Below are 26,022 nucleotides of genomic sequence, written 5' to 3' on the forward strand. Positions count from 1 at the left end.
CCCTTCAGGTACCCCGTGGCTTGGCCCGCGCCGTGGCTTCGGCCACCAGCGGGTCATCAGGCCAATAGTGCTTGGGGTAACGGCCTTTCAAATCCTTCTTCACTTCGGCATAGGTCGTGCGCCAGAAATTGGCCAGGTCCTGAGTGACCTGCACCGGCCGGCGCGCTGGTGAAAGTAGGTGCAACTTGACCTGCTGGCGGCCCTGGGCAATGCGTGGCGTGTCGGCCAAGCCGAACAATTCCTGCAGGCGCACCGCAAGAATCGGCGGGTGTTCACTGTAGTCGAGGCGAATGTTCGAACCCGACGGTACGGCCAGGTGCGCCGGCGCCCATTCGTCCAGGCGCTGAGGAAGCGGCCAAGGCAGCAGGTTGCGCAAGATCGACGAAAGGTCCAGGGCCGCGAAGTGGCTCAGGCGTGAGACCTTGCCCAAGTAAGGTTGCAGCCAGTCCTCCAGCGTCGCGAGCAGGGCTTCGTTACTCAGGTCCGGCCATTCGCTCTGGCCCCCACCTGCCAAATCCAGCTGACGCAGCAGCGCCACCCGTGCCTGCCACTGACGCAGCTCGGGCGTCCAGGTCAGCAGGTTCAAGCCTTTGCGCCGCACCAGAGCAAGCAATGCCCTGGCACGCGCTTCATCATCCAGCCCAGGCAACGGCTCGCGGCTGAGCACCAGTTCGCCGACCTTGCGTTGACGCTCGGCACGCAGCACCTGTTCGCGTTCGTCCCAATCGAGAATGTCGAGGCGCTCGACCTGTTCGGCCAGAACGTTTTCAAGTAGCGACGGATCGAACTCGGCGGCCAGGTAGATGCGTTCCTCCCGCTGGCCCTGGCGGCTACCAAGGTCGGCAATCACCAGCCAGGGGCATTTCATCAACGCGTCGGCCTCGGCGAACACCGCCGCACGGCCATTGGCCAGTCGATACTCCGCCCCACCCTCGCGTCGCTGCTGAGCAACCCGGTCGGGGTAGGCCAGCGCCAGCAAGGCACCGAGCCAGCGCGGGTGATCGGGGTCGCTGACCGCGGCACCGGCCTTGCCGCGCAGCAGCTCCAGGTACTGGCGGGCCAACTGTCGGGCGCGCTGCACACCGCCCTGCCCACCACGGGCGGCTTTGCTCTCGCCGCTGACCAACGCCAAACGGCTGTGCAGGTCGGCCCCGCCGCCACGCTGGATATCGCGCTCCCCCAACAGGGCGGCCACATCGCAGGCCATGGTCGCCAGGCCCAGGTCTTGGCCACGCAACAGTAAATGGGCGATTCGCGGATGGGCCGGTAATTCGGCCATTGCCTGGCCATGTTCGCTGAGGTTGTCGCGGCTGCCCGCCTTGAATGCCCCCAGGCGTGCCAGCAACTCCTGAGCCTGGGAAAACGCCGCAGCGGGCGGTTGGTCGAGCCAGCGCAATTGATCGGGCATGACACCCCAGCGGGCCAGTTGCAAGGCCAGGCCGGCAAGGTCGGCCTGGAGGATTTCGGCGCTGCCATGGGCTGCCAGTTGTTCGTGCTGGGCTTCGGACCACAAGCGATAGCACACGCCTGGCTGCAGCCGCCCCGCACGGCCGGCGCGCTGAGTGGCGCTGGCGCGGGAGATGCGCTGGGTGTCCAGGCGCGTCATGCCGCTGCCGGGGTCGAAACGCGGCACCCGAGCGAGGCCTGCGTCGATCACCACCCGCACGCCTTCGATGGTCAGGCTGGTTTCGGCAATGTTGGTGGCCAGCACCACCTTGCGCAGGCCTTCGGGCGCCGGGTCGATGGCAGCGCGCTGGGCACTGAGGTCGAGTTCACCGTGCAATGGGCAGAGCAAGATATCTGGGCGCTCGCCCAGCGCTTCCTGCAGGCTCTGATGAACCCTGCGGATTTCCGCCTGGCCGGGCAGGAAAACCAGCACGCTGCCGGCCTGATCGGCCAATGCTTGAAGCACGCAATCCAGCACCCGCGGCTCAATGAACTCACCCGGCTGGAACGGCCTGCTCCACTGGATATCCACCGGGTACATGCGCCCTTCGCTGCTGACCACCGGCGCATCGTCGAGCAGCCGCGACAGACGCTCGCCTTCCAGGGTCGCGGACATCAACAGGATCTTCAGCGGCGGATCATCACGCAGCAGCTCGCGGCCGTTCAGGCTCAGCGCCAGGGCCAGGTCGGCATCGAGGCTGCGTTCGTGGTATTCGTCGAAGATCAACAACCCGACCCCTTCCAGCGCCGGGTCCGCCTGCAGGCGGCGGGTAAGGATGCCTTCGGTGACCACTTCGATACGCGTCTTCGGGCCTACCTTGCTGTCCAGGCGGATGCGGTAACCCACGGTTTCACCGACCTTTTCCCCAAGCTCGCTGGCCAGCCGCTCGGCCGCCGCCCGCGCCGCGAGGCGCCGTGGTTCGAGCATGAGAATGCTCTGCCCGGCCAGCCACGGCTCGTTCAGCAGCGCCAGCGGCACGCGGGTTGTCTTGCCGGCACCGGGCGGTGCCTCGAGTACGGCTTCATCGCGGTTTTGCAGGGCCAGGCGCAAGGCGGGCAAGGCGGCATCAATGGGTAATGAAATCATGGTGGTCCTCGAACAGTCTCGCGAGTATAACGGCGAACCCAGCCTGCTCTATCATGGTCTTAGCATCAGGTGCTGGCGCTTCGCTTGCCCTGCTGATTACCCTTTCGGAGATTTACATGCGCATCCCATCCCGCGTCATTGGTGGCGCCCTGATCGCCACACTGCTGACTCAGCTGACGGCCTGTGGCACGATTTTCTACCCAGATCGCCGTGGCCAGATCGGCGGCAAGATCGACCCTGTGGTTGCCGCGATGGATGCAATCGGCATCCTGTTCTACGTGATCCCCGGCCTGATCGCCTTCGGCATCGACTTTGCCACGGGTGCCATCTATTACCCAGGCGGGCACACCGCTCAGGTCGACCCGGCAAAACTTCGTGATGCTGTAAGCCCGGATGGCAAGGTCGACAACCTCAAGCTGCAGGCCATTCTCGAAAGCGAGCTGGGCCAGCGCCTGCCACTGGATGACCCGCGGCTGATCCAGCACCGCGGCAGCGTCGAGCAACTGGCGACTTTGGGCCTGGTACCGGCAGCCTGAACCGCACAAGGATATCCGCCACGGCATGACCACCTCGGCCGAACACCAACGCCTGCTACGCCTGGCCACCCGCGCATCGTTGGCAGTGGCCAGCATCCTGGTGCTGAGCAAAGCCGTGGCCTGGTGGCTGAGCGGCTCGGTCAGCCTGCTGGCGGGCCTGACCGACTCGGCCCTGGATGCTGTGGCTTCGTTCCTTAACCTGCTGGCCGTGCACTACGCGCTGCGCCCGGCCGATGACGACCATCGCTTCGGCCATGGCAAGGCCGAGGCCCTGGCGGGCATGGCTCAGGCCCTGTTCATCGGCGTGAGTGCGGTACTGATCGGCGTGCAGGCTTACGAGCGCCTGCAGGCGCCACAGCCACTGGGCGACACGGCCATTGGCATCAGCGTGATGCTGCTCTCGCTGGCACTGACCCTCGCCCTGCTGGCCTTGCAACGCAAGGTTATTCGCGCAACCGGCTCGACTGCGGTACGTGCCGATTCTCTGCACTATCGCTCCGACCTGCTGCTCAACAGCAGCATCCTGCTGGCCCTGCTGCTGGCACGCTTTGGCTGGCCCCAGCTCGATGCGCTATTCGGCCTGGGCATTGCCCTGTACATCCTGTGGAGTGCGCTGCAGATAGCGCGAGAAAGCACGGCCATCCTGATGGACAAAGAACTGCCGGGCGACATCGGCGAAGGCATGCAGGAACTGGTGCTGGCCATTCCCGGGGTCAAGGGCGTGCATGACCTGCGCACCCGGGTATCGGGCAACCAGTGGTTCGTGCAGTTGCACCTGGAGCTGCCTGGGCAGTTGCCACTGCATGACGCACATGCCCTGTGCGTCGAGGCCTCGCAGGTCATCCGCCAACGTTATCCGAAGGCGGATGTGATGGTGCATGCCGACCCTGTGTGACCCTCAGTTGATGCTGTAGCCGCGCCCACTGAAGCAGGCGCCCAGAGCCCGCCGATAGGTATCGGCAATGTTGCCCGGTGGCGCATAGGTCGCGGTCGCCGGGTCGAAGCCCGACTGGCTTACCGCCCAGCGGTGGCACTGGTAGCGGTCCTGTTCCTGCTGCTCCTGCCCCTGGCCGTACATCGGATAGGCCACCACATCATAGGCATTGCCTGCGGGTGCCACGGCCACGGGTGCCGGCGCGACGGCGGGTGGGTTGACCACGACGTATTCCTGAGTGCTGGCCAGGTACTGGTAGTAGGTATCGGCCACCAGGAAGAACAGCGCCCCACCGACCCACACCTCACGCGCATAGGGCGGCAGATAACCAACCCGCACACCATGGGGTGGCGACACCACGATGTAGCTGCTGCCATGCGGCCGATACCAGTAACCGCCTGAGTAGAAGTAGTCCTGGCCGCGGTACGGGACCTTCCAGTACTGGTCGGGGAAATGATCAACGGTATGACCGGGGCGGTATTGCGGCCCAGGCCCCCAGCCATTGCCGTGACCGTCCGGGCGGCCTTGCCAATCGCCGCCCGGCCGTTGCCCTGGGCCGCCAGCCTCCCAGTGACGGTTGTCGCCATCGCGCCGCGGGATGTCCTGGTAATAGCCCTGCCGCGCAGGTTGGGTCTGGCGTACTTCGTCACGCGAGTTGAGGGGCGAACTACCCATGGCGCCGCCATTGGGGTCTTGAGGGCCATTGCCGGAGTGCCCGCCATGCCCCTCGTTCGGCCCTTGGGCCAAAGCCCCGAGGCTGATGCTCAAACTCAGCAAACCAACACCTGCCAACTGCCAGATGCGCGACTTCATGTTGTTCCTCGCGGTAAAGAAAACGGCACGCTGCCAGTCTACCGCGCCCGTGATGCACCGGCAGGTGAAATCGCGGACATGAAAAAAGGGAGGCCGCTGGGCCTCCCTTTGGGAATTGTCGTCCGTGCTCGGCACTTGTGGCGCCGGCTCACCTCACGCCGTCTTCTGAACGGTGTGTAGCCCGGGGGCCTGGCAGCTCCTGTTGGAGCGCTGGCCGCGACCGCCCGCCTAGGGCGCGTCGCCGTGGACTGATGTCCGGGCAGTGATTCTGGGGTTAACTTTACAGAAGCAGCGGCGACAGAGGATTGCGAAGATTGCTCAGATAAATAGCACTTGCGCAATTTTTAACCCTGGATCGATAATTCACAGCAATCCGAACAGAAAAGGCCTTTTCCATGAGCAAGCTTGACCGCTACGACCTGAGCATCCTCGCCGAATTGCAACGCGACGCCCGCATCTCCAACCAGGAGCTGGCCGAGCGCATCGGCCTGTCGCCTTCGCCATGCTCGCGTCGGGTCAAGCAACTGGAAGACGACGGCTACATTTCGCGCCAGGTGGCCCTGCTCGACCGTAAGAAGTTGGGCCTGAGCCTGACCGCCTACGTGTTGATCGGCATGGACCGCCACACCCCCGAGCGCTTCGAAACTTTCGAGGCCGCCATCCGCAACCTGCCGCAGGTGCTCGAATGCAGCCTGGTCACCGGCATGGATGCCGACTACCAGCTCAAGGTGGTGGTACCGGACATGGATCACTACCAGAAATTGCTACTAGGCAGCCTGACCCGGATCGAAGGCGTCACCAGCGTGCGTTCGAGCTTCGTGCTCAACCAGGTGCTGGCGAGCACCGAGCTACCTTTGACCCACCTTCGTTAATCGCGGCCGCTGGCCGGCGTATAATCGGCTGCTTAGCCTGCCTGGAGAACACAGATGGATCCCGCCGTATTCGAAGAGTGGATGATGATCATCCTGGTGACCGTATTGATCGGTTTCATGGGCTTCATCGTCTGGGACCTGGCAAAGAAGTCCAAGGCAGGGCGCTTTGGCACGATGATCCTGTTCTTCGTGCTGGGCCTGGGGGTGCTGGCCTTTATCATCAAGAGCGTGGTGGTGGGGTTTCTGGAAGGGGTCTAGCGGTTTCGCGGGCCTCATCGCAGGTTTGCCGGCGATGAGGCCAACAAGGCCTAAAGCCGCGCCGGCACCTCGCGCCAACACCCCTGCTCCAGCCCATCCAGCGCCCAATCGCCAATACGTACCCGCACCAGGCGCAAGGTTGGCAACCCCACCGCCGCAGTCATGCGCCGCACTTGGCGGTTACGCCCCTCGCGAATCACCAGCTCCAGCCAACTGGTCGGCACGCTCTTGCGAAACCGCACCGGCGGGTTGCGTGGCCACAGCGCCGGCTCGTCGAGGCGCCGAGCTTCGGCCGGCAAGGTCGGCCCGTCATTGAGCACCACCCCTTCGCGCAACTGCTTGAGCTGCTCATCGCTCGGTTCCCCTTCCACCTGTACCCAGTAGGTCTTGGCCAGCTTGTGCTTGGGGTCGGCAATGCGCGCCTGCAATTGGCCGTCATTGGTCAGCAACAACAAACCTTCGCTGTCGCGGTCCAGCCGCCCGGCCGGGTAGATGCCTGGGATATCGATGTAATCCTTGAGCGTCGCCCGCCCTTCTCCGTCGCTGAACTGGGTGAGCACATCGAACGGCTTGTTGAACAGGATCAAGCGTGGCTCGGCCGGTGGTGCCTTGGGCTGGCGACGGGGGCCGGCAGGCCGCGCCTGAGGGCGGCGCGGCTTGGAACGGGGTGGCAGTGGCATGGATCCTCAGCGGAACGGCGGCTCATCGAAGCTGCGCAGTTTACGCGAGTGCAGCGAGTTGAGCTCGGTGCGCAGCAGATCGAGGGCCGCGATGCCGATCTTCAGGTGCTGGCTGACGGCGCGGTTGTAGAAGGCATTGGCCGAACCGGGCAGCTTGATTTCACTGTGCAGTGGCTTGTCCGATACACACAGCAAAGTGCCGTAAGGCACCCGCAGACGGTAGCCCTGAGCGGCGATGGTGCCGCTTTCCATGTCCACTGCCACCGCGCGCGACAGGTTGATCAACGGCCGTTCCTGGGCCCAGCGCAGCTCCCAGTTGCGGTCATCGTAGGTCAGCACGGTGCCGGTGCGCAGGCGCTTCTTCAGCTCTTCGCCACGCTCGCCTGTGACTTGCGCGGCGGCTTCCTGCAGCGCCAGCTGGACTTCGGCCAGGGCCGGAATCGGGATGTTCGGTGGCACGACCCGGTCGAGGATGCCATCGCGGCGCATGTAGGCGTGGGCCAGCACGTAGTCGCCGATGGTCTGCGACTGACGCAGGCCGCCGCAGTGGCCGATCATCAGCCAGCAGTGCGGGCGCAGTACGGCCAGGTGGTCGGTGATGTTCTTGGCGTTGGACGGGCCGACACCAATGTTGACCAGGGTGATCCCGTCGCCATCGGCGGCGATCAGGTGATAGGCCGGCATCTGGTAGCGATGCCAGACCACGCTGGCTACGAGGGCCTGCGCTTCACCATGGTCCATGCCCTTCTCGATCTCGACGTTGCCCGGCAGCACCATGCGCACGAAGCGTGGGTCTTCGCGCAGTTGCTCCAGGCCGTGGCTGATGAACTGGTCGACGTAGCGGTGGTAGTTGGTCAGCAGGATCCATGGCTGCATGTGGCGCCAGTCGCTGCCGGTGTAGTGCACCAGGCGGCGCAGGGAGAAGTCCACCCGAGCGGCGTCGAACAGCGCCAGCGGCAGGGTCTGGGCATTGCCCCAGTCGCACAGGCCGTCGGCGATATCGTCGGTGGCGGCGGACAGGTCGGTACTGGGGAACACCCGCGCCAGCTCTGCAGCTGTGATGCCACTGCCGGCCAGCTCATCGCCCTGGTCGACCACATAGGGGTACGGAATGTTCTGCTCGCTGACACCGACTTCCACGGTCACCGTGTAGTCGTGCATCAGTGGGCGCAGCTGTTCCAGCAGGTAGCTGCGAAACGCCGAAGGCTGGGTGACGGTAACGCTGTAGGTACCGGCAACCTGAACCTTGGCGTAGGCACGGGTGGTGGCAGCGACTTCGCCATGGCTGTAGTAGGTCAGGCGCAGGGCCGGGTAGCGATACAGGGCACGCTCGTCGGCGTCCGGCTCGGTGCGATCTTTCAGGTAACGCTTGAGGGCCTGGCTGAGGGCCCCGGTGGCCTGTTCATGCAGGGCCGACAGACGGTCGACGGCCTGTTCGGGTGTATCAACGACTACAAAAGCGTGGCTCACACTGTGCTTCCTGTCTGGACATGCGTGTCAGCCATCTTGCCTGCGTTTCTTGGCAAATACATCCCCGGTAGTCGCGATGGCCCCTTCGCCGGAAAGCCGGCTCCCACAGGCACCTCACCCCGGCCAGACTGGCGTAGCCCGCGCTACCAGCGCCTCCACATCCACCCCACGAGGCAATGCCCCGTATACACGCCCGCCACCCGCAAGGCGGCTGCCGATGAATGCATCGCTCACCGCCGTGTTCCCGGCTTCGAGCAGCAGCTTGGCTTGCAACGCCACGGCGATGTCCTCGGTCAGCTGTCGGGCGCGGTACTGAATATCGCTGGTATCGGCAAACGCCCCCTTGAGATTGCCGATGTGCGCCGCCAGCCGCGGGTCGCCATGCCCGTCGCCCAGTTCGGTGAATAACGCATCCAGTACGCCCGGCTCCTTGGACAACGCCCGCAGCACATCCAGGCACTGCACGTTGCCGGAGCCTTCCCACGTGGAGTTGACCGGCGCCTCGCGGTACAGGCGCGGCAGGATGCTGTCCTCCACATAGCCGGCGCCACCCAGGCACTCGGCCGCCTCGTTGATCATCGCGGGGGCGCGCTTGCAGATCCAGTACTTGCCCACCGCCGTGACCAGCCGGGCGAAATGCGCCTGCTGCGGGTCGTCTAGCTGCTCCAGGGCCTGGCCCATGCGCAGGCTCAAGGCCAAGGCCGCCTCGCTTTCCAGGGCCAGGTCGGCCAACACGTTCTGCATCAATGGCTGCTCGCCGAGTACCCGACCGCCAACCTTGCGGTGCGCGCAATGGTGGCTGGCCTGGGTCAGCGCCTGGCGCATCAGCGCGCTGGAACCGACCATGCAGTCGAAACGGGTCATGGCGACCATTTCGATGATGGTCGGCACACCCCGCCCCTCCTCGCCCACCATCCATGCCAGGGCACCACGGAACTCGACCTCGCTGGAGGCATTGGAGCTGTTGCCGAGCTTGTTCTTCAGGCGCTGGATATAGAACTGATTGCGCTGGTCATCCGGGCGGTGGCGCGGCAGCAGGAAGCAGGTCAGGCCTTTTTCGGTCTGCGCCAGGGTCAGGAATGCATCGCACATCGGCGCCGAGCAGAACCATTTGTGCCCGACCAGTTCGTAGGGCTGGCCGGGGCCGGGCGTACCGACGGGGTAGGCGCGGGTGGTATTGGCGCGCACATCGGTGCCGCCCTGTTTCTCGGTCATGGCCATGCCGATGGTCACCCCGGCTTTGTGGCGATCGCCAACGTTGCGTGGGTCGTACTCGCGGGCAAGGATCTTCGGCAGCCAGTACTCTGCCAGCTCCGGCTGCAGGCGCAGTGCAGGCACGGCGGCGAAGGTCATGGTCAGCGGGCAGCCGGTGCCCGCTTCGGCCTGGCTGTGCAGGTAGGTCATCGACGCCCGGGCGACATGGGCGCCGGCACGGGGTTCGGCCCAGGGCAACGACGGCAGGCCGTGCTCGACAGCGGTGCGCATCAGTTCATGGTAGGCGGGGTGAAACTCCACCAGGTCGATACGATGGCCATAGCGGTCATGGCTGCTGAACGCCGGCTTATGCGCGTTGGCCAGGAAGCCTGCCGCCATCAGCGGCCCGCCAGCCAGGGCACCGTAGGCGTCGATCCGCGACTCGGCCCAGCCGGCGCCAAAGCGCCGCGACCATTCCTGCAGAGGGATATCGAGCCGATACAGGTTGGCACCGTCCAGTGACGGCGGCTGGTTCGTGACTTCGTGGGTTTCAGCGTACTGGTGCAGGTTCATCGGGAGCTCCTGGGGCCGGGTATGCCTGAAAGTCCCAGTGAAGCACTCCCTGTCAGTCAGTCAAAGTGACAAATATGACTAAACCTGTGGTAGCGCAGGGCATCAGAACCGGATCGCCCCCGAGGCCGCCCGGCCCGGTGGCATCTGCATCTGCGCAATCGCCACATTGAGCGTCAGCTCGAAGCGGCTGCCCAGGCCACGCGTCGACTCATGCGACAACTTGCCGCCAAGCAGCTCGCCCATCTGCCGGCAGATCGACAGCCCGATGCCCAGCCCGCCATAGCGCCGGGTCATCGAACCGTCGACCTGAAAGAAGCGCTGGTAGAGGATCGCCTGGTCCAGGTCATCGAAGCCGATGCCACTGTCGCTCACGGTAAAGGCCAGGGCCAGGCTGTCAGGCCCCAGACGCCGGCCGCGCACCTGCACCATCACACCTCCTTGATGGGTGAACTTCAGGCCGTTGTCCACCAGGCACCCCAGGCAACGGGCCAGCTTGTGCGCATCGCCCAGCAACTCGTCAGGCAGCTCGGCAGGAATATCCAGGCTCAGGTACAGGCCTTTGCCCAGCGCCGTGCCCGCATGGCCGGCGCGCAGGTCCTGGAGCAACCGGCGCAAACTGAACGGCGCAGGCTGGGCACGCAGCCGCCCGGCCTGCAGTTCGGTCAGGGTAAGGATATCGTCGACCATGCCCATCATGTCCTGGGCCGACCCCACCGCCGTGCGCTGGTACTGCGCCATTTCGGCGCTCATGGGCAGCGTCTGCATCAGTTCCAGCGAGCCGATCACGCCGTTCATCGGTGTGCGCAGCTCATGGGTCACGGTGGCGAGGAATTCGTCCTTGAGCAGGTTGCTCCTGGCCAGCTGCTGGTTCAGTTGCTCCAGCGTGCGGCCGGTATCACGCAGCGTCTGTGCCTGCTGTTCGCGCATGCTGTTGATCCGGTCGGCCAGCGCCAGTGACAGCAGCGCCACTTCCAGTGCCGAACCCAGTTGGCTGGCATACATGGTAATGAACACATTCGGCAGATAGCCCAGCACCATCAAGGTATTGACCAGTCCGCCAAGCAGGAACGCCGTCCAGGCGATGATGAACCAGCGCGCCACGCGCAGTCCGCGCGACCAGGCGATCAGCCCGGCCGTGAAGACGCTCACGGTGAACAGCAACGCCAGCACGGTGGCCATGCGCAGGGCAATGCCATAAGGCATGCTTACCGCCAGCACCATGACCACCACGCCACCCACCATCAACAGTTGCAGCAGGCGATCGAAGCCTAGGCTGATCTTGCTCAGGCGCAGGAAATGGCGGGCGAACTGACAGCCGAACAAGCCTGCCGCACCAATGAACAACGGCGTCGCAGCGTTCGCCCACCAGGGGCTGTCCGGCCAGAAGTAGGCCACGCCGGCACCGTTGACCGACACCTGGTAAAGGCCGAACGAGGCGATATAGAGGATGTAGTAGAGGTAACTGACGTCCCGCACGCTGATGAAGATGAATAGGTTGTACACCAACATCACCAGCAGCACGCCGTAGATCATGCCCAGCACGTACAGGCGAGTGGGCTGATCCTCCATGTAGGCCTCGGCCGACCATAGCGCCAACGGCGCCTGCACCGAGCCTTCGCTGTGCAGGCGCAAGTAGGCAGTGGTCGCCTGGCCTGCGCGCAAAGGCAGTTCGAACAGGTAGTTGTTCTGGCGGATCTGCCGGCTGTCGTAGGGCAAGGCGTCGCCGGTACGCTGGGCCAGGCGGTAGACGCCATCACTGCCGGGCAGATACAGCTCGAGATGATCCAGCGGCGGGTAGGCCAGTTCCAGCAACCACTGGCGGGGGGAAGTGCTTGCGGACGGGAGGTAGTGCAGATCGAGCTTCAGCCAGAACACCGAGGTTGAATAGCCGGCGTTGAGCACGTTTTCATGGTGGGCACGAAAACGATTGGCGAAGATGGGCGCGCTGACTTGAGCGATGCTGGCAGTGCCATCGCGGTCTTCATAAACCTGCATGACCTTGCCCAGTGGCAGGTACCGGGTGGTATCGTCGAAGTCGACCGCAGTGGCCAGCACGGGCAGCAAACCCAAAAGCACAATCAGCAAATAGCGCATACAGCCCCAGCATGGCCTGTCCGGTCGCGTCGCGATGGCCTCCAATCCTTATGAGACGACGAGATCCGGCAGCGCCCGTTTGTCGAATTATCCGAGCACTCTAGCATAGCTTTCAACGCTGGCAACGGGGCACTTTAAATTTGATAGAAAAGGCTCTAGAACAATACTTTCAGCCTGCAAGCACACAAAAATCTGACCACTCGATCAACATAATCCATGTGTAGGACGATCCGTACATTTGGGTTTGGTGGTAAGCTCGCCGACCATGAATACCTACAGCTCCCGCCCCGTTGTCCTCTGTCTCTCCGGCCACGACCCAAGTGGCGGCGCCGGCTTGCAGGCAGATATCGAAGCCCTGATCGCCCAAGGCTGTCACGCCGCACCGACCGTGACCGCCCTGACCGTGCAGGATACCGTCAATGTTTCCGACTTCCGCGTGCTCGACCGCGAGTGGGTGCTGGCCCAGGCCAACGCCGTGCTGGCCGACTCTCGCGTTGCTGCCGTCAAGTTGGGCATGCTCGGCTCGATCGACATGGTCGACACCGTCGCCGAACTGCTGAGTGCCCACCCGCACCTGCCGCTGGTCTGCGACCCGGTGCTGCGCGCCGGTGGCGGTGGCCGCCTGGGCAAGGACGAAGTCGGCTATGCGCTGCGCGAACGGCTGCTGCCGCTGGCCACCATCGCAACGCCGAACCTGCCCGAAGCCCGCATCCTTGCCGAGCTGCCTGAAGGCACGGCTGACCAATGCGCCGAAAAACTGTTGCCGTTCTGCAAGCACCTGCTGATTACCGGTGGCCACGGCGACGAAGACGAGATCCACAACCGCCTTTACAGCCGCGACGGCCAGAGCCACACCTGGACCTGCCAGCGCCTGCCGGGCAGCTATCACGGTTCGGGTTGCACCCTGGCCAGTGCCCTGGCTGGCCGTCTGGCGCTGGGCGAACAGTTGCAAAGCGCTGTACGCAGTGCCCTGGACTACACCTGGCGCACCCTGCGTGACGCTGAACAACTGGGCAAGGGCCAGTTCGTCCCACGCCGCCTGCCCCTGGACTTCTGTTCCTGATACGAGGCCTTCAGATGAAGCTACGCGGTCTGTACGCGATCACCGACAGCCAACTGCTCGCCGGTCGTTTCCTGTCCCATGTCGAGGCAGCGCTGGAAGGCGGCGTGTGTCTGCTTCAGTACCGCGACAAAAGCGACGACGCCGCCCGCCGCCTGCGCGAGGCCGAAACGCTGATGAAGCTGTGCGAGCGTTACGGCACCAAGCTGATCATCAACGATGACGCCGAACTGGCTGCGCGCCTGGGCGTCGGCGTGCACCTGGGCCAAACCGATGGCCCGCTGACGCCGGCCCGCGCCCTGCTCGGCAGCCAGGCCATCATCGGCTCGACCTGCCACGCCCAGCTCGAGCGGGCCCAGCAAGCCGCCAGGGAAGGCGCCAGCTATGTGGCCTTTGGCCGTTTCTTCAATTCCGTGACCAAGCCGGGGGCACCTGCCGCCAATGTCGAGCTGCTTGAACAGGCCCGCGCCCAGGTCAAGTTGCCGATTGCCGTGATCGGCGGCATCACCCTCGACAATGCCGCCCCGCTGGTCGCCCATGGTGCCGACCTGCTGGCGGTGATCCATGGCCTGTTCGGTGCCGACAGCGCGCAGGAAGTCACCCGCCGCGCCCGCGCCTTCAACGCCCTGTTCGCTTCCTGATTTCGAGAGAAGATCCCATGTCCCGTTCCGAATCCCTGTTCGCCCAAGCCCAGAAGCACATCCCGGGTGGCGTCAACTCGCCGGTCCGCGCTTTCAAGAGCGTCGGCGGCACCCCGCTGTTCTTCAAGCATGCCGAAGGCGCTTATGTAGTCGATGAAGACGACAAGCGCTATGTCGATTACGTGGGTTCCTGGGGCCCGATGATCCTCGGCCATGGCCACCCGGACGTGCTCGACGCCGTGCGCAACCAGCTGCAGCACGGCCTGTCCTACGGCGCGCCGACCGCCATGGAAACCGAGATGGCCGACCTGGTGTGCTCGCTGGTGCCATCCATGGAGATGGTGCGCATGGTCAGCTCCGGCACCGAAGCCACCATGAGCGCCATTCGCCTGGCCCGTGGTTACACCGGCCGTGACGCCATCATCAAGTTCGAGGGCTGCTACCACGGTCATTCCGACAGCCTGCTGGTCAAGGCCGGCTCCGGCCTGCTGACCCAGGGCGTGCCGAGCTCGGCGGGTGTGCCGGCAGACTTCGCCAAGCATACCCTGACCCTGCCGTTCAACGACCTCGCTGCGGTCGAGAAGACCCTGGCCGACGTCGGCCAGAGCGTTGCCTGCATCATCGTCGAACCTGTGGCCGGCAACATGAACTGCGTACCGCCGGCACCGGGCTTCCTGGAAGGCCTGCGCGAGCAGTGCGACAAGCACGGCGTGGTGCTGATCTTCGACGAAGTGATGACCGGTTTCCGCGTATCGCTGGGCGGCGCCCAGGGTTACTACGGCATCACACCGGACCTGTCGACCTTCGGCAAGATCGTCGGTGGCGGCATGCCGGTCGGCTGCTTTGGCGGCAAACGCGAGATCATGGGCTGCATCGCCCCGCTCGGCCCGGTCTACCAGGCCGGCACCCTGTCGGGTAACCCGCTGGCAATGGCCGCTGGCCTGACCACCCTGAAGCTGATCAGCCGCCCGGGCTTCCATGACGAGCTGAGCGCCTTCACCAGCCGCATGCTCGATGGGCTGCAGCAACGCGCCGATGCGGCTGGCGTACCGTTCGTCACCACCCAGGCGGGTGCCATGTTCGGCCTGTACTTCAGCGGTGCCGACGACATTGTCACCTTCGATGACGTGATGGCCAGCGATGCCGAGCGCTTCAAGCGCTTCTTCCATCTGATGCTCGAGGGTGGCGTTTACCTGGCGCCAAGCGCGTTCGAGGCAGGCTTCACTTCCATCGCCCATGGCGAGACCGAGCTGAAGATCACCCTCGATGCCGCTGAGCGGGCGTTTGCCAAGCTGAAGTAAGCGATAACCTGTACCGGCCTCATCGCGGGTTCATCCGCGATGAGGCCGGTACAGGCGATTACAGCCCTTGCGCCATCAGCAACTTTCCCCACCAACACAGAAATTCGAGTAAAACTTTGTAAGGTTGGCGCTGCTTATCCCATAATGTGCCACCAGAGACATTGGCCGCAGCTTTGCAGAGGTAAGTCGATCCCCATGAACCGCACCGGCCGCGCCCTGACCTTGGGCTGCCTGTTGCTTCTTCCGCCTCTGCTGGCCCAGGCTGAGGGCGGTAACTCGTTGCTGATTCCGGCAACGGGGCGCTGCACGCTCAATGTTCAGCCAGAAGACCAGGAAAACGCCCTCAAGGCTTGCGAGCAGACGGCGATGACCGGGGATGCCCAGGCGCAGTTCGAGTTGGGTGAGTTTTACTACACGCAAACGCCCAAGAACCTGAAAAAGGCCCTGGACTGGTTCGAGAAGGCCTCGCTGCAAGGCCATGCCGAAGCCCAGTACCGCCTTGGCGCCATGTTCTTCCATGGCGAAGGGGTCAAAGCCAACAACGTCCAGGCCTATATCCTGCTGAAGATGGCGGCGGTCAACGGCGCAGAAGATGCACTGGACATGGCCGATGAAGTCACCGAGCAGATGCCCCGTGACGAGCTGGAGCATGCCACCCAGGTGCTCGGCCAGATCTTCCGAAAATACCTGCTGGAACTGCAGAACGCCGAAGGGCGCACGCCGTTCTCGCCCCTTCCCTGATCACTTCTCGGGCATCGGCATCGGGAACGGCATGACATTGCCGCCACCCTTGGCCTCGCTGATCTTCGCCGTCCCCAGGCGCTCCACCTCGTCGATGCGAACGATCGAGTGCATCGGCACAAAACTGCGAATCACGCCCTCGAACTGGTTCTTGAGCTTCTCCTCGCTCGGGTCGACCACCACCTGCGTGCGCTCGCCAAAGACGAATTCTTCAATCTCCAGGAAACCCCACAGGTCGCTCTGGTAGATCTGCTTGGCATACATCTCGAAGACCTGCCCCTGGTTGAGGAAGATCACCTTGTAAATTGCGAGTTCGCGTTTGCTCATGTCGGGATAACACATGCGTAAGAAAAGGCGCGCATCATAGCAGACAGCCCTGTACATACCGTTGAACGTTTCAGTGCTTTCGCCCCTGCCCTTCAAGGGTTATTCTTGAGTTCACCTTCATTGCCGTCGAGCGGCTAAAAACGACCTTGAACGCACCCATAGAACCTCATCGTTTCATCCTCGAACCTTTCGAGGCCCACCGTTTCGCCAACCTGTGCGGCCAGTTCGACGAGCACCTGCGCCTGATCGAACAACGCCTGGCTATCGAGATCCGCAACCGCGGCAATCAATTCGAGCTGATCGGCGAACCCAAGACCACCTCCGCTGCCGAGCAACTGCTGCGCCGCCTGTACCGCGAGGCCAAGGCTACCGAGCTGTCGCCGGAAACCGTGCACCTGTATCTGCAGGAGTCGACCGTCGAGAACATCGACAACCCGGCGGTCAATGAAGTCAGCGTCTCGTTGCGCACGCGCAAGGGCAACATTCGCCCGCGCGGGGTCAACCAGCAGCGCTACGTCAAGGAAATCCTGGCCAACGACATCAATTTCGGTGTCGGCCCGGCCGGCACCGGCAAGACGTACCTGGCCGTGGCCTGCGCCGTGGATGCCCTGGAACGCGAACAAGTTCGCCGTATCCTGCTGGTGCGCCCGGCGGTCGAGGCTGGCGAGAAGCTCGGCTTCCTGCCGGGCGACCTGGCCCAGAAGATCGACCCTTACCTGCGCCCGCTCTACGACGCCCTGTACGAGATGCTCGGCTTCGAGCACGTCGCCAAGCTGATCGAGCGCCAGGTCATCGAGATCGCTCCGCTGGCCTACATGCGCGGCCGCACCCTGAACAACAGCTTCATCATCCTCGACGAGAGCCAGAACACCACGCTCGAGCAGATGAAGATGTTCCTCACCCGTATCGGCTTCGGCTCCACTGCGGTGATTACCGGTGACATCACCCAGGTCGACCTGCCTCGCGGCACCAAGTCGGGCCTGGCCCATGTGATCGAGGTGCTCAAGGACGTTCCGGGGATCAGCTTTACCCACTTCCAACCCAAAGATGTGGTTCGTCACCCACTGGTGCAGCGCATCGTCGAGGCCTACGACCGCTTCGATGCCCGCCAGGCCAAGCCCGAGGCGCCCGGCAAAGATGCTTGAACTTGACCTGCAACGGGCCACGGATGCTGCCGCCCCGGATGACACCGCCTTCCGCCGCTGGTGCGAGTTGGCCTTGCGCCAGCGCACAGCGGATTCGGAAATGACCATTCGCCTGGTCGACGAAGCCGAGGGCCGCGAACTCAACCACACCTACCGGCACAAGGACTACGCGACCAATGTGCTGTCCTTCCCGGCCGACGTGCCCGACGACCTGCTCGATATCCCGTTGCTCGGCGACCTGGTGATCTGCGTGCCGGTGGTAGAGCGCGAGGCCGCCGAACAGGGCAAATCGCTAGAGGCACACTGGGCGCATCTGGTTATCCATGGCTGCCTGCATCTGCTTGGCTACGACCACATCGACGACGATGAGGCCGAAGAAATGGAAGCGCTGGAACGGGAATTGCTGGCAGAACTGGGTCACCCCGACCCCTATGCCGACGATGAAACCGACTCAATCACACACTGATACACGAAGGATCACGAGAACCGCCATGAGCGAAGATCGATCGAGCAACGGGCAGAAGTCCTGGCTGGGTAAACTGACCCAGGCTTTTGCCCATGAGCCGAAAAACCGCCAGGAGCTGCTAGAGCTGCTGCGCGAAGCCCATCAGAACAAGCTGCTCGACAGCGAAGCGCTGACCATTGTCGAAGGTGCCATTCAGGTCGCTGACCTGCAGGTCCGTGACATCATGGTGCCGCGCTCGCAGATGATCAGCATCAAGGCTACCCAGTCGCCTCGCGAGTTCCTGCCGTCGGTGATCGACGCTGCACACTCACGCTACCCGGTGATCGGCGAAAGCCATGACGATGTGCTCGGGATCCTGCTGGCCAAGGATCTGCTGCCGTTGATCCTCAAAGAGAACGGCGACAGCTTCAACATCAAGGACTTGCTGCGCCCCGCCACCTTCGTGCCGGAGTCCAAGCGCCTGAACGTGCTGCTGCGCGAATTCCGCGCCAATCATAACCACATGGCCATCGTCATCGACGAGTACGGCGGCGTGGCAGGCCTTGTGACCATCGAAGACGTGCTCGAGCAGATCGTCGGTGACATTGAGGACGAACATGACGTCGAAGAAGACAGCTACATCAAGCCGCTGCCAAGTGGCGACTTCCTGGTCAAGGCACTGACGCCGATCGATAACTTCAACGAGTTCTTCGACAGCGAATTCTCGGACGATGAGTTCGACACTGTGGGCGGCCTGGTGATGAGCGCCTTCGGCCACCTGCCCAAGCGCAACGAGACCACCGAGATCGGCGCCTACAAGTTCCGTATTCTCAACGCCGACAGCCGGCGGATACACTTGCTGCGCCTGACACCGATCACCCGCTAAGGACAAACATGCGTTGGATCACCCGCCCCGGCTGGCCCGGTAACCTGCTGGCCTTGGCGGCCGGCGCATCGACCCTCCTGGCCCTGGCGCCATTCGACATCTGGCCATTGGCCTTGCTGTCCATCGCCGTACTCTACCTTGGCCTGCGCGAACTCAACCCGCGCCAGGCCATGTGGCGCGGCTGGTGGTTCGGCTTTGGCCTATACGGCGCAGGCACCTGGTGGATCTACGTCAGCATGAATACCTACGGCGGCGCCTCGCCGCTGCTGGCGATCGTGCTGCTGCTGGCCTTTTTCGCGGCCCTGGCCTGGTTCTTCGCCCTGCCTACCTGGCTGTGGGCACGCTGGTTGCGGCGTAACGAAGCGCCCTTGGCTGATGCCCTGTGCTTCGCGGCCCTGTGGTTGCTGCAAGAAGCCTTCCGCGGCTGGTTCCTGACCGGTTTTCCCTGGCTTTACGCCGGTTACAGCCAACTGGACGGGCCACTGGCCGGCCTGGCGCCGCTGGGCGGGGTATGGCTGATCTCCTTTATCCTGGCCTTGAGCGCCGCGTTGCTGTGCAACCTGCACCGCCTGCGTGAACGCCGGTCATTCCTGGCTATTGGTATCGTTCTGCTGCTGGCGCCCTGGGTGGCCGGCATGGCTCTCAAAGGGCACGCCTGGACCAAGCCTGCCGGCGACCCGCTCAAGGTCGCGGCGCTGCAGGGCAACGTCGAACAGGAGCTGAAGTGGGACCCGGCGCATATCGATGCGCAACTGGCGCTTTACCGCGACATGACGTTCACGACCAAGCCCGTGGACTTGCTGGTGTGGCCGGAAACAGCCGTGCCGATCCTCAAGGACCAGGCGCAGGGCTATATCGACGTGATGGGCCGCTTCGCCGCCGATCGCCACTCGGCACTGATCACTGGGGTGCCGGTGCGTGAAGTGGTGCACCATCAGCGCCGCTACTACAACGGCGTGACCGTGACCGGCGAAGGGGACGGCACCTATCTCAAGCAGAAGCTGGTGCCGTTCGGCGAGTACGTGCCCTTGCAGGACATGCTGCGTGGCCTGATCGAGTTCTTCAACCTGCCAATGTCGGACTTCGCCCGCGGCCCTGAAGACCAGCCGCTGCTGCAAGCCAAGGGTTACCAGATCGCGCCGTACATCTGCTACGAAGTGGTCTACCCGGAGTTCGCCGCAGGCCTCGCCGCGCGCAGCGACCTGTTGCTGACCATCAGCAACGACACCTGGTTCGGCACCTCGATCGGCCCACTGCAGCATTTGCAGATGGCGCAGATGCGCGCGCTTGAAGCCGGGCGCTGGATGATCCGGGCCACCAACAACGGCGTGACCGCACTGATCGATCCGTTCGGCAAGATCACCGCCCAGGTGCCGCAGTTCCAGCAGGCGGTGCTGTATGGCGAGGTGGTGCCGATGCAGCAGCTGACGCCGTACCTGCAATGGCGCTCGTGGCCGCTGGCGATTGTCTGTGTGCTGTTACTGGGGTGGGCGCTGCTGGCGGGGCGTATCGCCAAGACCGTTTGAAATAGCCTCTTCCGGCCCTATCGCCGGCAAGCCGGCGCCTACAGGTACTGCACAGTTTTCGAATCCTGTGCTTTACCTGTAGGAGCCGGCTTGCCGGCGATAAGGCCGGTACAGGCACTACAAGTCTCAATAGAACAACCGATACCCCACCAACCCCACCGCTTCATTGAGCAACTGCCCGCTCTGCCACATCGCCCGGCTCTCCGGTAGAAGGCCGCCAAACGGCCGCGCGTGATCACGTCCAAGGAAACCCATCGGCGCCGGCACGACCTCGAAACCTGCCCGCTCGAAGCTCCAGCGTGAACGTTGCATATGCCAGGCCTGGGTCACCACCACTACACGGCGAATACCCAGCGGCTGCAACACCTGGGCACTGAGCTGGGCGTTTTCCCATGTGGTGCGGCTGGCACCTTCCTGCCATTTGACCTGCACGCCAAAGTCCTCGCGCAGCCGGTCGGCCATCAACTGTGCCTCGCTTGGCGGCGTGTCATAGTGCAGCCCGCCACTGGTCAGCACCGGTAAACCCGAGGCCTTGGCCAGCGCCGCCGCAAAACGCATGCGCTCCAGCGCAGTGGCGGTAGGTTGGTCTGCGCCGCCCCAGCCCGGGTCACCACGCTCACGCCCCGCGCCCAACACAACAATCGCATCTGCCCTGCCCGCCAGACCTGCCCACTCGCTCATCGGCAGTGCGGGCTCGGTTTCCAGCAGGCTGGCGGCCTTCTGCATCACCAGCGGCAGGCTCATCAGCCACAAACCACCCAGCCCCAGCGCGAAGCACACCACCGACAGCCCCGGGCGCCTGATGCGCAGCCACCAGGCAATCAGCAACAGCAGGAACAGGACACCGGGCGGCATCAGCCATTGCTTGACGAAGAATTTGATTGGCATCGGCTACACCTCCATGGAAGGTGCGCAGCCTAACCTAAGAGGATCGGCGCCAGCCAACATGTGCGCGGCCGGCGCCGATCGTGAGAAGTATATTGAAGAACCGGCGCGCGATGGCCTGCGCCTGGCGTCCTGAACGGCTAGCGATGTGGCAGCGTCCTGGATCTCGCCGTACTGGCGGGGCGTTTCTTGTCCTTGAGCCATATGATCTTTGCCGTGCTGGGTTCCGCTTGTGGGTATATTCCGGCGCAGGCATTTCGGCGTTCCGGGAGGGACTCCAGGTAGGCCTTGATCACTTCGAACTCTGCGTGGCTAAGGCCGCGCAACTCCAGCTCGGCTGGCATCTCGTCGCGCAATCGCACCGAGGTTCTGGCCACTTCCAGTGCCAGGCCAAGTCGGTCGATCAGGCGTTCGTAAAGCTCCGGTTTGATTGCGGGTAGCTGCGTCTCTCCCATCCGTTCACCTCATTGAAGATAAAGAATATCTCCCCCCACACATGAGCTTAGCGTCGCTGCAAAAAGCAGCCGGTCGCAGCGACCAGCGGCCATTCGCAATCAGGGTTTCCCACGATGCGCGGCGCTGCTGTATGCTACGGCGTTCACCTTCACGACACCGGAGTGCCGGACGCAGCGAGGTTCCGCTGCCTGGAACAAGGTCTCTTTTCTCACAGCCAAAAAGTAGCCATGCACGAACAATACACGCCCCGTGATATCGAAGCCGCCGCCCAGAAGTTCTGGGACGAGCAACAATCGTTCGCTGTTACCGAACAGCCAGGCAAGGATACCTACTACTGCCTGTCGATGTTCCCGTACCCGAGCGGCAAGCTACACATGGGCCACGTGCGCAACTACACCATTGGCGACGTGATTGCCCGCTACCAGCGCATGCTCGGCAAGAACGTCCTGCAGCCGATGGGCTGGGACGCCTTCGGCATGCCGGCGGAAAACGCGGCGATGAAGAACAACGTCGCACCGGCAAAGTGGACGTACGAAAACATCGACTACATGAAGACCCAGCTCAAGAGCCTGGGCCTGGCCATCGACTGGGCGCGTGAAGTCACCACCTGCAAGCCGGACTACTACCGCTGGGAACAGTGGCTGTTCACCCGCCTGTTCGAGAAAGGCATCATCTACCGCAAGAACGGGACCGTGAACTGGGACCCGGCGGACCAGACCGTACTGGCCAACGAGCAGGTCATCGACGGCCGCGGCTGGCGGTCGGGCGCGCTGATCGAGAAGCGCGAAATCCCGATGTACTACTTCCGCATCACCGACTACGCCGACGAGCTGCTGGAAAGCCTCGACGAGTTGCCGGGCTGGCCTGAGCAGGTCAAGACCATGCAGCGCAACTGGATCGGCAAGTCGCGCGGCATGGAAGTGCAGTTCCCCTACGACCAGGCGAGCATCGGTCACGAAGGCACCCTCAAGGTCTTCACCACCCGCCCGGACACCCTGATGGGCGCGACCTACGTCGCCGTGGCCGCCGAACACCCGCTGGCCACCCAGGCCGCCCAGGGCAACCCGGCGCTGCAAGCGTTCATCGACGAGTGCAAGAGCGGCAGCGTCGCCGAAGCCGACATGGCCACCCAGGAGAAGAAGGGCATGGCCACTTCCCTGCTGGTCGAGCACCCACTGACCGGTGAAAAACTGCCGGTATGGGTCGCCAACTACGTGCTGATGCACTACGGCGACGGCGCCGTGATGGCCGTACCGGCCCACGACGAGCGCGACTTCGAGTTCGCCCACAAGTACAACCTGCCAGTCAAGGCAGTGGTCCGCACCAGCGCTGGCGATGAGGTCGGTAGCGAGTGGCTGGCCGCCTACGGCGAGCACGGCCAGCTGATCAACTCCGGCGAGTTCGACGGCCTGGACTTCGCCGGCGCTTTCGACGCCATCGAAGCCGCCCTGATCCGCAAGGAGCTGGGCAAATCGCGTACCCAGTTCCGCCTGCGCGACTGGGGCATCAGCCGCCAGCGCTACTGGGGCTGCCCTATTCCGATCATTCACTGCCCATCGTGCGGTGACGTGCCGGTGCCGGAAGACCAACTGCCGGTCGTGCTGCCAGAGAACGTGGTGCCGGACGGCGCCGGTTCGCCACTGGCGCGCATGCCTGAGTTCTACGACTGCACCTGCCCGAAATGCGGCACTGCAGCCAAGCGCGAAACCGACACCATGGACACCTTCGTCGAATCGTCCTGGTACTTCGCCCGCTACGCCTCGCCGAACTACGACAAGGGCCTGGTCGATCCGAAAGCGGCCAACCACTGGCTGCCGGTCGACCAGTACATCGGTGGTATCGAACACGCGATCCTGCATTTGCTGTACGCGCGCTTCTTCCACAAGCTGATGCGTGACGAAGGCCTGGTCACCTCCAACGAGCCGTTCAAGAACCTGCTGACCCAGGGCATGGTGGTCGCCGAGACCTACTATCGTGTGGCCAGCAACGGCGGCAAGGACTGGTTCAACCCGGCCGATGTCGAGATCGAGCGCGATGCCAAGGCCAAGATCATTGGCGCGCGCCTGAAGACCGACGGCCTGCCGGTGGAAATCGGCGGCACCGAGAAGATGTCGAAGTCGAAGAATAACGGCGTTGACCCGCAGTCGATGATCGAAGCCTACGGCGCCGACACCTGCCGCCTGTTCATGATGTTCGCCTCCCCGCCCGACATGAGCCTGGAATGGTCCGACTCCGGCGTCGAAGGTGCCAGCCGCTTCCTGCGCCGCGTCTGGCGCCTGGCTCAGGCCCACGTCAGCCAGGGCCTGCCGGCCAAGCTGGACCTGGCCAGCCTGAACGACGAGCAGAAGGTCGTTCGCCGGGCTATCCACGCCGCGATCAAGCAGGCCAGCAACGATGTCGGCCAGTTCCACAAGTTCAACACCGCCATCGCCCAGGTGATGACCGTGATGAATGTGCTGGAAAAGGCCCCGCAGGCCAGCGAACAGGACCGTGCCCTGCTGCAGGAAGGCCTGGAGGCCGTCACGCTGCTGCTGGCCCCGATCACTCCGCACATCTCCCACGAGCTGTGGAAGGCGTTGGGCCACGATCAGGCCGTGATCGACGCCAACTGGCCAGCGGTCGATGAGAGCGCGCTGGTGCAAGACACCGTCACCCTGGTAGTGCAGGTCAACGGCAAACTGCGCGGCCAGGTGGAAATGCCCGCCGCCGCCAGCCGCGAAGACATCGAAGCCGCTGCCCGCAGCAACGAGAATGTCCTGCGCTTCATCGATGGCCTGACCATCCGCAAGGTGATCGTGGTTCCGGGCAAACTGGTCAACATCGTAGCCAACTGATGGCAACGCCCATCCGCAGCCAGTGCGGGTGGGCGGTATCGGCCCACAAGGGAGCAACAAAATGATCAAACGCAATCTGCTGGTAATGGGCCTGGCTGTCCTGCTCAGCGCCTGCGGTTTCCAGCTGCGCGGTACCGGCACCTCTGAACTGAGCGTCAAGGAAATGGACCTCAGTGCACGTGATGCCTACGGCCCTACCGTGACCCAGCTTCGCGAAGTACTGGAGCGTAGCGGCGTAAACATCCACACCGGCGCGCCCTATCGCCTGGTGCTGACCAACGAGAAGCAATCCCAGCGCTCGGCGTCCTACTCCAGCGGCAACCAGACTGCCGAATACGAGTTGACCACCGAGCTCGACTACAGCATCCAGGGCCTGAACAACCTGGAACTGATGAGCGACAAGCTGGAAGTGCGCAAGACCTACCTGCGTGATGGCTCGAACATCACCGGTTCGGAGCAGGAAGCCGACACCGCACGTGACGAAATGCGCCGGGACCTGGTCAATGCCATGGTCGTGCGCTTGCAGATGCTGACGCCGTCCCAGCTGGATCAGCTACAGCGCGAAGCCGACGAACGTGCCAAGGCCGAAGCCGATGCACTGGAGGCCGCACGTCGCCAGCAGGCGGAAACGCCGCAACAGTCGCCACTGGAAATCCCGGGGCGTTAAGCCCGCACGGGGCACTTCGGTGCCCCGTCTGTTTCCCATGAAACTTGCCCCCGCCCAACTCAGCAAGCACCTGCAAGGTGCTCTCGCCCCTGTCTACGCGGTCAGCGGCGACGACCCGCTGCTGTGCCAGGAAGCTGCTGACGCCATTCGCAATGCCGCGCGCCAGCAAGGCTTCGATGAACGCCAGGTGTTCAGTGCCGACGCCAACTTCGACTGGGGCACCTTGCTACAGGCAGGTGCCAGCTTGTCGCTGTTCGCCCAGCGCCGCCTGCTGGAGCTGCGCCTGCCGTCCGGCAAGCCTGGTGACAAGGGCGCAGCGGCGCTCATGGAATACTGCGCAAAGCCCGCTGAAGACACGGTGCTGCTGATCAGCCTTCCCAAACTCGATGGCAGCGCACAGAAGACCAAGTGGGGCAAGGCACTGATCGAGGGTGCACACTGCCAGTTCATCCAGATCTGGCCGGTGGATGCGCAGCAGCTGCCGCAGTGGATCAACCAACGCCTGGCCCAGGCTGGCCTTAGTGCGCAACGCGATGCGGTCGACCTGATCGCTGCAAGGGTCGAAGGCAACCTGCTGGCGGCCGCCCAGGAAATCGAAAAGCTCAAACTGCTTGCCGAAGGCAGCCAGATCACCGTGGAAACGGTACAGGCTGCGGTGGCAGACAGCGCGCGTTTCGACGTCTTCGGCCTGGTCGATGCCATTCTCAATGGCGAAGCCGCGCATGCCCTGCGCATGCTCGAAGGCCTGCGTGGCGAAGGGGTAGAGCCACCGGTGATTCTCTGGGCATTGGCCCGTGAGCTGCGCCTGCTGGCAGGCCTGGCCCAGCAGTTCAGCCAGGGCGTACCGCTGGACAAGGCCTTCAGCCAGGCCCGGCCGCCCGTCTGGGACAAGCGCCGCCCGCTGGTCAGCAAGGCCCTGCAGCGCCTCTCGGCGCAGCGCTGGGCGCAGCTGCTTCAGGACGCTCAGCGCATCGATGCGCAGATCAAGGGGCAGGCCGAGGGCTCACCATGGACCGGTTTGTCGCGGCTGTCGCTGTTGATGGCTGGGCAGCGTTTGGTTTTGCCTGCCGAGTAGGCTCAAAGGCCTTCGGCCATAAACACAATCAATTGGCAGCACCCCCTCATCAGGCCTACAGTGCGCCCCGCAATCC

The 26,022-nt window shown here is 63.8% G+C and carries 24 protein-coding genes; 15 read left to right on the forward strand and 9 right to left on the reverse strand.

Going from position 1 to position 26,022, the window contains the following annotated elements; genetic code table 11:
* Window positions 1-4: 4 nt before the first annotated feature.
* Window positions 5-2,533, reverse strand: coding sequence for an ATP-dependent helicase HrpB (gene hrpB, locus KU43P_RS23815; protein WP_317659956.1), 2,529 nt, complete (start codon window positions 2,531-2,533; stop codon window positions 5-7).
* Window positions 2,534-2,649: 116 nt separating this feature from the next.
* On the opposite strand from hrpB, the gene KU43P_RS23820 reads away from it, so the two are divergent.
* Together KU43P_RS23820 and KU43P_RS23825 are read left to right on the forward strand one after the other, a co-directional pair.
* Window positions 2,650-3,069: a polyribonucleotide nucleotidyltransferase gene (locus KU43P_RS23820; protein WP_317659957.1), complete on the forward strand. Its 420-nt coding sequence runs from the start codon at window positions 2,650-2,652 to the stop codon at window positions 3,067-3,069.
* A 25-nt stretch (window positions 3,070-3,094) separates the two neighbouring features.
* Window positions 3,095-3,964, forward strand: coding sequence for a cation diffusion facilitator family transporter (locus KU43P_RS23825; protein ID WP_317659958.1), 870 nt, complete (start codon window positions 3,095-3,097; stop codon window positions 3,962-3,964).
* A gap of 3 nt (window positions 3,965-3,967) precedes the next feature.
* Here KU43P_RS23825 and KU43P_RS23830 read toward each other — a convergent pair whose 3' ends face one another.
* A complete protein-coding gene (locus tag KU43P_RS23830; protein ID WP_317659959.1) occupies window positions 3,968-4,816 on the reverse strand; it encodes a DUF6515 family protein in 849 nt (282 codons plus the stop codon).
* 395 nt (window positions 4,817-5,211) lie between these two features.
* Between KU43P_RS23830 and KU43P_RS23835 the strand changes: the two genes are divergently transcribed.
* Together KU43P_RS23835 and KU43P_RS23840 are read left to right on the forward strand one after the other, a co-directional pair.
* Window positions 5,212-5,688: an Lrp/AsnC family transcriptional regulator gene (locus KU43P_RS23835; protein WP_003249795.1), complete on the forward strand. Its 477-nt coding sequence runs from the start codon at window positions 5,212-5,214 to the stop codon at window positions 5,686-5,688.
* Between the two features lie 54 nt (window positions 5,689-5,742).
* Entirely contained in the window at window positions 5,743-5,946 is a 204-nt protein-coding gene (locus KU43P_RS23840; protein ID WP_008092861.1) for a DUF2788 domain-containing protein, read from the forward strand.
* A gap of 50 nt (window positions 5,947-5,996) precedes the next feature.
* On the opposite strand, the gene KU43P_RS23845 is transcribed toward KU43P_RS23840, so the two are convergent.
* From KU43P_RS23845 to KU43P_RS23860, 4 genes are all read right to left on the reverse strand, one after another.
* Window positions 5,997-6,626: a pseudouridine synthase gene (locus KU43P_RS23845; protein WP_317659960.1), complete on the reverse strand. Its 630-nt coding sequence runs from the start codon at window positions 6,624-6,626 to the stop codon at window positions 5,997-5,999.
* A 6-nt stretch (window positions 6,627-6,632) separates the two neighbouring features.
* Entirely contained in the window at window positions 6,633-8,096 is a 1,464-nt protein-coding gene (amn, locus tag KU43P_RS23850) for an AMP nucleosidase (protein ID WP_317659961.1), read from the reverse strand.
* Between the two features lie 114 nt (window positions 8,097-8,210).
* Entirely contained in the window at window positions 8,211-9,863 is a 1,653-nt protein-coding gene (locus tag KU43P_RS23855) for an acyl-CoA dehydrogenase family protein (RefSeq protein ID WP_317659962.1), read from the reverse strand.
* 102 nt (window positions 9,864-9,965) lie between these two features.
* Complete coding sequence (locus tag KU43P_RS23860; RefSeq protein WP_317659963.1) at window positions 9,966-11,957, reverse strand: hybrid sensor histidine kinase/response regulator; 1,992 nt, start codon at window positions 11,955-11,957, stop codon at window positions 9,966-9,968.
* A 265-nt stretch (window positions 11,958-12,222) separates the two neighbouring features.
* Here KU43P_RS23860 and KU43P_RS23865 point away from each other — a divergent pair, with 265 nt between their 5' ends.
* The 4 genes from KU43P_RS23865 (at window position 12,223) to KU43P_RS23880 (ending at window position 15,700) form a co-directional block, all read left to right on the forward strand.
* Complete coding sequence (locus KU43P_RS23865; protein ID WP_317659964.1) at window positions 12,223-13,020, forward strand: hydroxymethylpyrimidine/phosphomethylpyrimidine kinase; 798 nt, start codon at window positions 12,223-12,225, stop codon at window positions 13,018-13,020.
* A gap of 14 nt (window positions 13,021-13,034) precedes the next feature.
* On the forward strand, window positions 13,035-13,658 hold the full coding sequence (gene thiE / locus KU43P_RS23870; protein ID WP_317659965.1) for a thiamine phosphate synthase: 624 nt from the start codon (window positions 13,035-13,037) through the stop codon (window positions 13,656-13,658).
* Window positions 13,659-13,675: 17 nt separating this feature from the next.
* A complete protein-coding gene (gene hemL / locus KU43P_RS23875) occupies window positions 13,676-14,959 on the forward strand; it encodes a glutamate-1-semialdehyde 2,1-aminomutase (protein WP_317659966.1) in 1,284 nt (427 codons plus the stop codon).
* Between the two features lie 195 nt (window positions 14,960-15,154).
* Window positions 15,155-15,700: a tetratricopeptide repeat protein gene (locus tag KU43P_RS23880; protein WP_317659967.1), complete on the forward strand. Its 546-nt coding sequence runs from the start codon at window positions 15,155-15,157 to the stop codon at window positions 15,698-15,700.
* Here the strand turns inward: KU43P_RS23880 and KU43P_RS23885 are convergent, their stop codons facing one another.
* Entirely contained in the window at window positions 15,701-16,027 is a 327-nt protein-coding gene (locus tag KU43P_RS23885) for a DUF1820 family protein (protein WP_317659968.1), read from the reverse strand. It abuts the gene before it with no gap.
* 146 nt (window positions 16,028-16,173) lie between these two features.
* Here KU43P_RS23885 and KU43P_RS23890 point away from each other — a divergent pair, with 146 nt between their 5' ends.
* The 4 genes from KU43P_RS23890 to lnt are packed head-to-tail and all read left to right on the forward strand — an operon-like array spanning window position 16,174 to window position 20,029.
* On the forward strand, window positions 16,174-17,172 hold the full coding sequence (locus KU43P_RS23890) for a PhoH family protein (RefSeq protein ID WP_317659969.1): 999 nt from the start codon (window positions 16,174-16,176) through the stop codon (window positions 17,170-17,172).
* Window positions 17,165-17,638 carry an rRNA maturation RNase YbeY gene (gene ybeY / locus KU43P_RS23895; RefSeq protein WP_317659970.1) on the forward strand — a complete coding sequence of 158 codons (474 nt, stop codon included), beginning with the start codon at window positions 17,165-17,167 and terminating at the stop codon, window positions 17,636-17,638. Before KU43P_RS23890 ends, ybeY begins: the two co-directional genes overlap by 8 nt.
* 25 nt (window positions 17,639-17,663) lie before the next feature.
* Entirely contained in the window at window positions 17,664-18,503 is an 840-nt protein-coding gene (locus KU43P_RS23900; RefSeq protein ID WP_317659971.1) for an HlyC/CorC family transporter, read from the forward strand.
* An 8-nt stretch (window positions 18,504-18,511) separates the two neighbouring features.
* Complete coding sequence (gene lnt / locus KU43P_RS23905) at window positions 18,512-20,029, forward strand: apolipoprotein N-acyltransferase (RefSeq protein WP_317659972.1); 1,518 nt, start codon at window positions 18,512-18,514, stop codon at window positions 20,027-20,029.
* 126 nt (window positions 20,030-20,155) lie between these two features.
* Here lnt and KU43P_RS23910 read toward each other — a convergent pair whose 3' ends face one another.
* Together KU43P_RS23910 and KU43P_RS23915 are read right to left on the reverse strand one after the other, a co-directional pair.
* Window positions 20,156-20,917, reverse strand: a complete 762-nt coding sequence (locus KU43P_RS23910) for a YdcF family protein (RefSeq protein ID WP_317659973.1) — start codon at window positions 20,915-20,917, stop codon at window positions 20,156-20,158.
* A gap of 137 nt (window positions 20,918-21,054) precedes the next feature.
* On the reverse strand, window positions 21,055-21,369 hold the full coding sequence (locus tag KU43P_RS23915) for a hypothetical protein (RefSeq protein WP_317659974.1): 315 nt from the start codon (window positions 21,367-21,369) through the stop codon (window positions 21,055-21,057).
* A 228-nt stretch (window positions 21,370-21,597) separates the two neighbouring features.
* Between KU43P_RS23915 and leuS the strand changes: the two genes are divergently transcribed.
* The 3 genes from leuS to holA all read left to right on the forward strand — a co-directional run bounded on the left by leuS (window position 21,598) and on the right by holA (window position 25,946).
* Window positions 21,598-24,204 carry a leucine--tRNA ligase gene (gene leuS, locus KU43P_RS23920; RefSeq protein ID WP_317659975.1) on the forward strand — a complete coding sequence of 869 codons (2,607 nt, stop codon included), beginning with the start codon at window positions 21,598-21,600 and terminating at the stop codon, window positions 24,202-24,204.
* 61 nt (window positions 24,205-24,265) lie between these two features.
* Entirely contained in the window at window positions 24,266-24,871 is a 606-nt protein-coding gene (gene lptE / locus KU43P_RS23925; RefSeq protein WP_317659976.1) for an LPS assembly lipoprotein LptE, read from the forward strand.
* A gap of 37 nt (window positions 24,872-24,908) precedes the next feature.
* Window positions 24,909-25,946, forward strand: a complete 1,038-nt coding sequence (gene holA, locus KU43P_RS23930) for a DNA polymerase III subunit delta (RefSeq protein ID WP_317659977.1) — start codon at window positions 24,909-24,911, stop codon at window positions 25,944-25,946.
* The last annotated feature ends 76 nt before the right edge of the window (window positions 25,947-26,022 follow it).

It is taken from the genome of Pseudomonas sp. KU43P (assembly GCF_033095865.1).
Classification (GTDB): Bacteria; Pseudomonadota; Gammaproteobacteria; order Pseudomonadales; family Pseudomonadaceae; genus Aquipseudomonas.

Excerpts from the sequence above, each read along its gene's own strand:
- ybeY (WP_317659970.1), top strand. The coding sequence starts at position 17,165 with ATGCTTGAACTTGACCTGCAACGGGCCACGGATGCTGCCGCCCCGGAT.
- KU43P_RS23860 (WP_317659963.1), bottom strand. The coding sequence starts at position 11,957 with ATGCGCTATTTGCTGATTGTGCTTTTGGGTTTGCTGCCCGTGCTGGCC.
- holA (WP_317659977.1), top strand. The coding sequence starts at position 24,909 with ATGAAACTTGCCCCCGCCCAACTCAGCAAGCACCTGCAAGGTGCTCTC.
- KU43P_RS23830 (WP_317659959.1), bottom strand. The coding sequence starts at position 4,816 with ATGAAGTCGCGCATCTGGCAGTTGGCAGGTGTTGGTTTGCTGAGTTTG.
- thiE (WP_317659965.1), top strand. The coding sequence starts at position 13,035 with ATGAAGCTACGCGGTCTGTACGCGATCACCGACAGCCAACTGCTCGCC.
- KU43P_RS23910 (WP_317659973.1), bottom strand. The coding sequence starts at position 20,917 with ATGCCAATCAAATTCTTCGTCAAGCAATGGCTGATGCCGCCCGGTGTC.
- KU43P_RS23900 (WP_317659971.1), top strand. The coding sequence starts at position 17,664 with ATGAGCGAAGATCGATCGAGCAACGGGCAGAAGTCCTGGCTGGGTAAA.
- KU43P_RS23845 (WP_317659960.1), bottom strand. The coding sequence starts at position 6,626 with ATGCCACTGCCACCCCGTTCCAAGCCGCGCCGCCCTCAGGCGCGGCCT.
- lnt (WP_317659972.1), top strand. The coding sequence starts at position 18,512 with ATGCGTTGGATCACCCGCCCCGGCTGGCCCGGTAACCTGCTGGCCTTG.
- hemL (WP_317659966.1), top strand. The coding sequence starts at position 13,676 with ATGTCCCGTTCCGAATCCCTGTTCGCCCAAGCCCAGAAGCACATCCCG.
- KU43P_RS23885 (WP_317659968.1), bottom strand. The coding sequence starts at position 16,027 with ATGAGCAAACGCGAACTCGCAATTTACAAGGTGATCTTCCTCAACCAG.
- KU43P_RS23915 (WP_317659974.1), bottom strand. The coding sequence starts at position 21,369 with ATGGGAGAGACGCAGCTACCCGCAATCAAACCGGAGCTTTACGAACGC.
- KU43P_RS23865 (WP_317659964.1), top strand. The coding sequence starts at position 12,223 with ATGAATACCTACAGCTCCCGCCCCGTTGTCCTCTGTCTCTCCGGCCAC.
- leuS (WP_317659975.1), top strand. The coding sequence starts at position 21,598 with ATGCACGAACAATACACGCCCCGTGATATCGAAGCCGCCGCCCAGAAG.
- hrpB (WP_317659956.1), bottom strand. The coding sequence starts at position 2,533 with ATGATTTCATTACCCATTGATGCCGCCTTGCCCGCCTTGCGCCTGGCC.
- KU43P_RS23835 (WP_003249795.1), top strand. The coding sequence starts at position 5,212 with ATGAGCAAGCTTGACCGCTACGACCTGAGCATCCTCGCCGAATTGCAA.
- KU43P_RS23825 (WP_317659958.1), top strand. The coding sequence starts at position 3,095 with ATGACCACCTCGGCCGAACACCAACGCCTGCTACGCCTGGCCACCCGC.
- KU43P_RS23820 (WP_317659957.1), top strand. The coding sequence starts at position 2,650 with ATGCGCATCCCATCCCGCGTCATTGGTGGCGCCCTGATCGCCACACTG.
- KU43P_RS23855 (WP_317659962.1), bottom strand. The coding sequence starts at position 9,863 with ATGAACCTGCACCAGTACGCTGAAACCCACGAAGTCACGAACCAGCCG.
- KU43P_RS23880 (WP_317659967.1), top strand. The coding sequence starts at position 15,155 with ATGAACCGCACCGGCCGCGCCCTGACCTTGGGCTGCCTGTTGCTTCTT.
- KU43P_RS23840 (WP_008092861.1), top strand. The coding sequence starts at position 5,743 with ATGGATCCCGCCGTATTCGAAGAGTGGATGATGATCATCCTGGTGACC.
- lptE (WP_317659976.1), top strand. The coding sequence starts at position 24,266 with ATGATCAAACGCAATCTGCTGGTAATGGGCCTGGCTGTCCTGCTCAGC.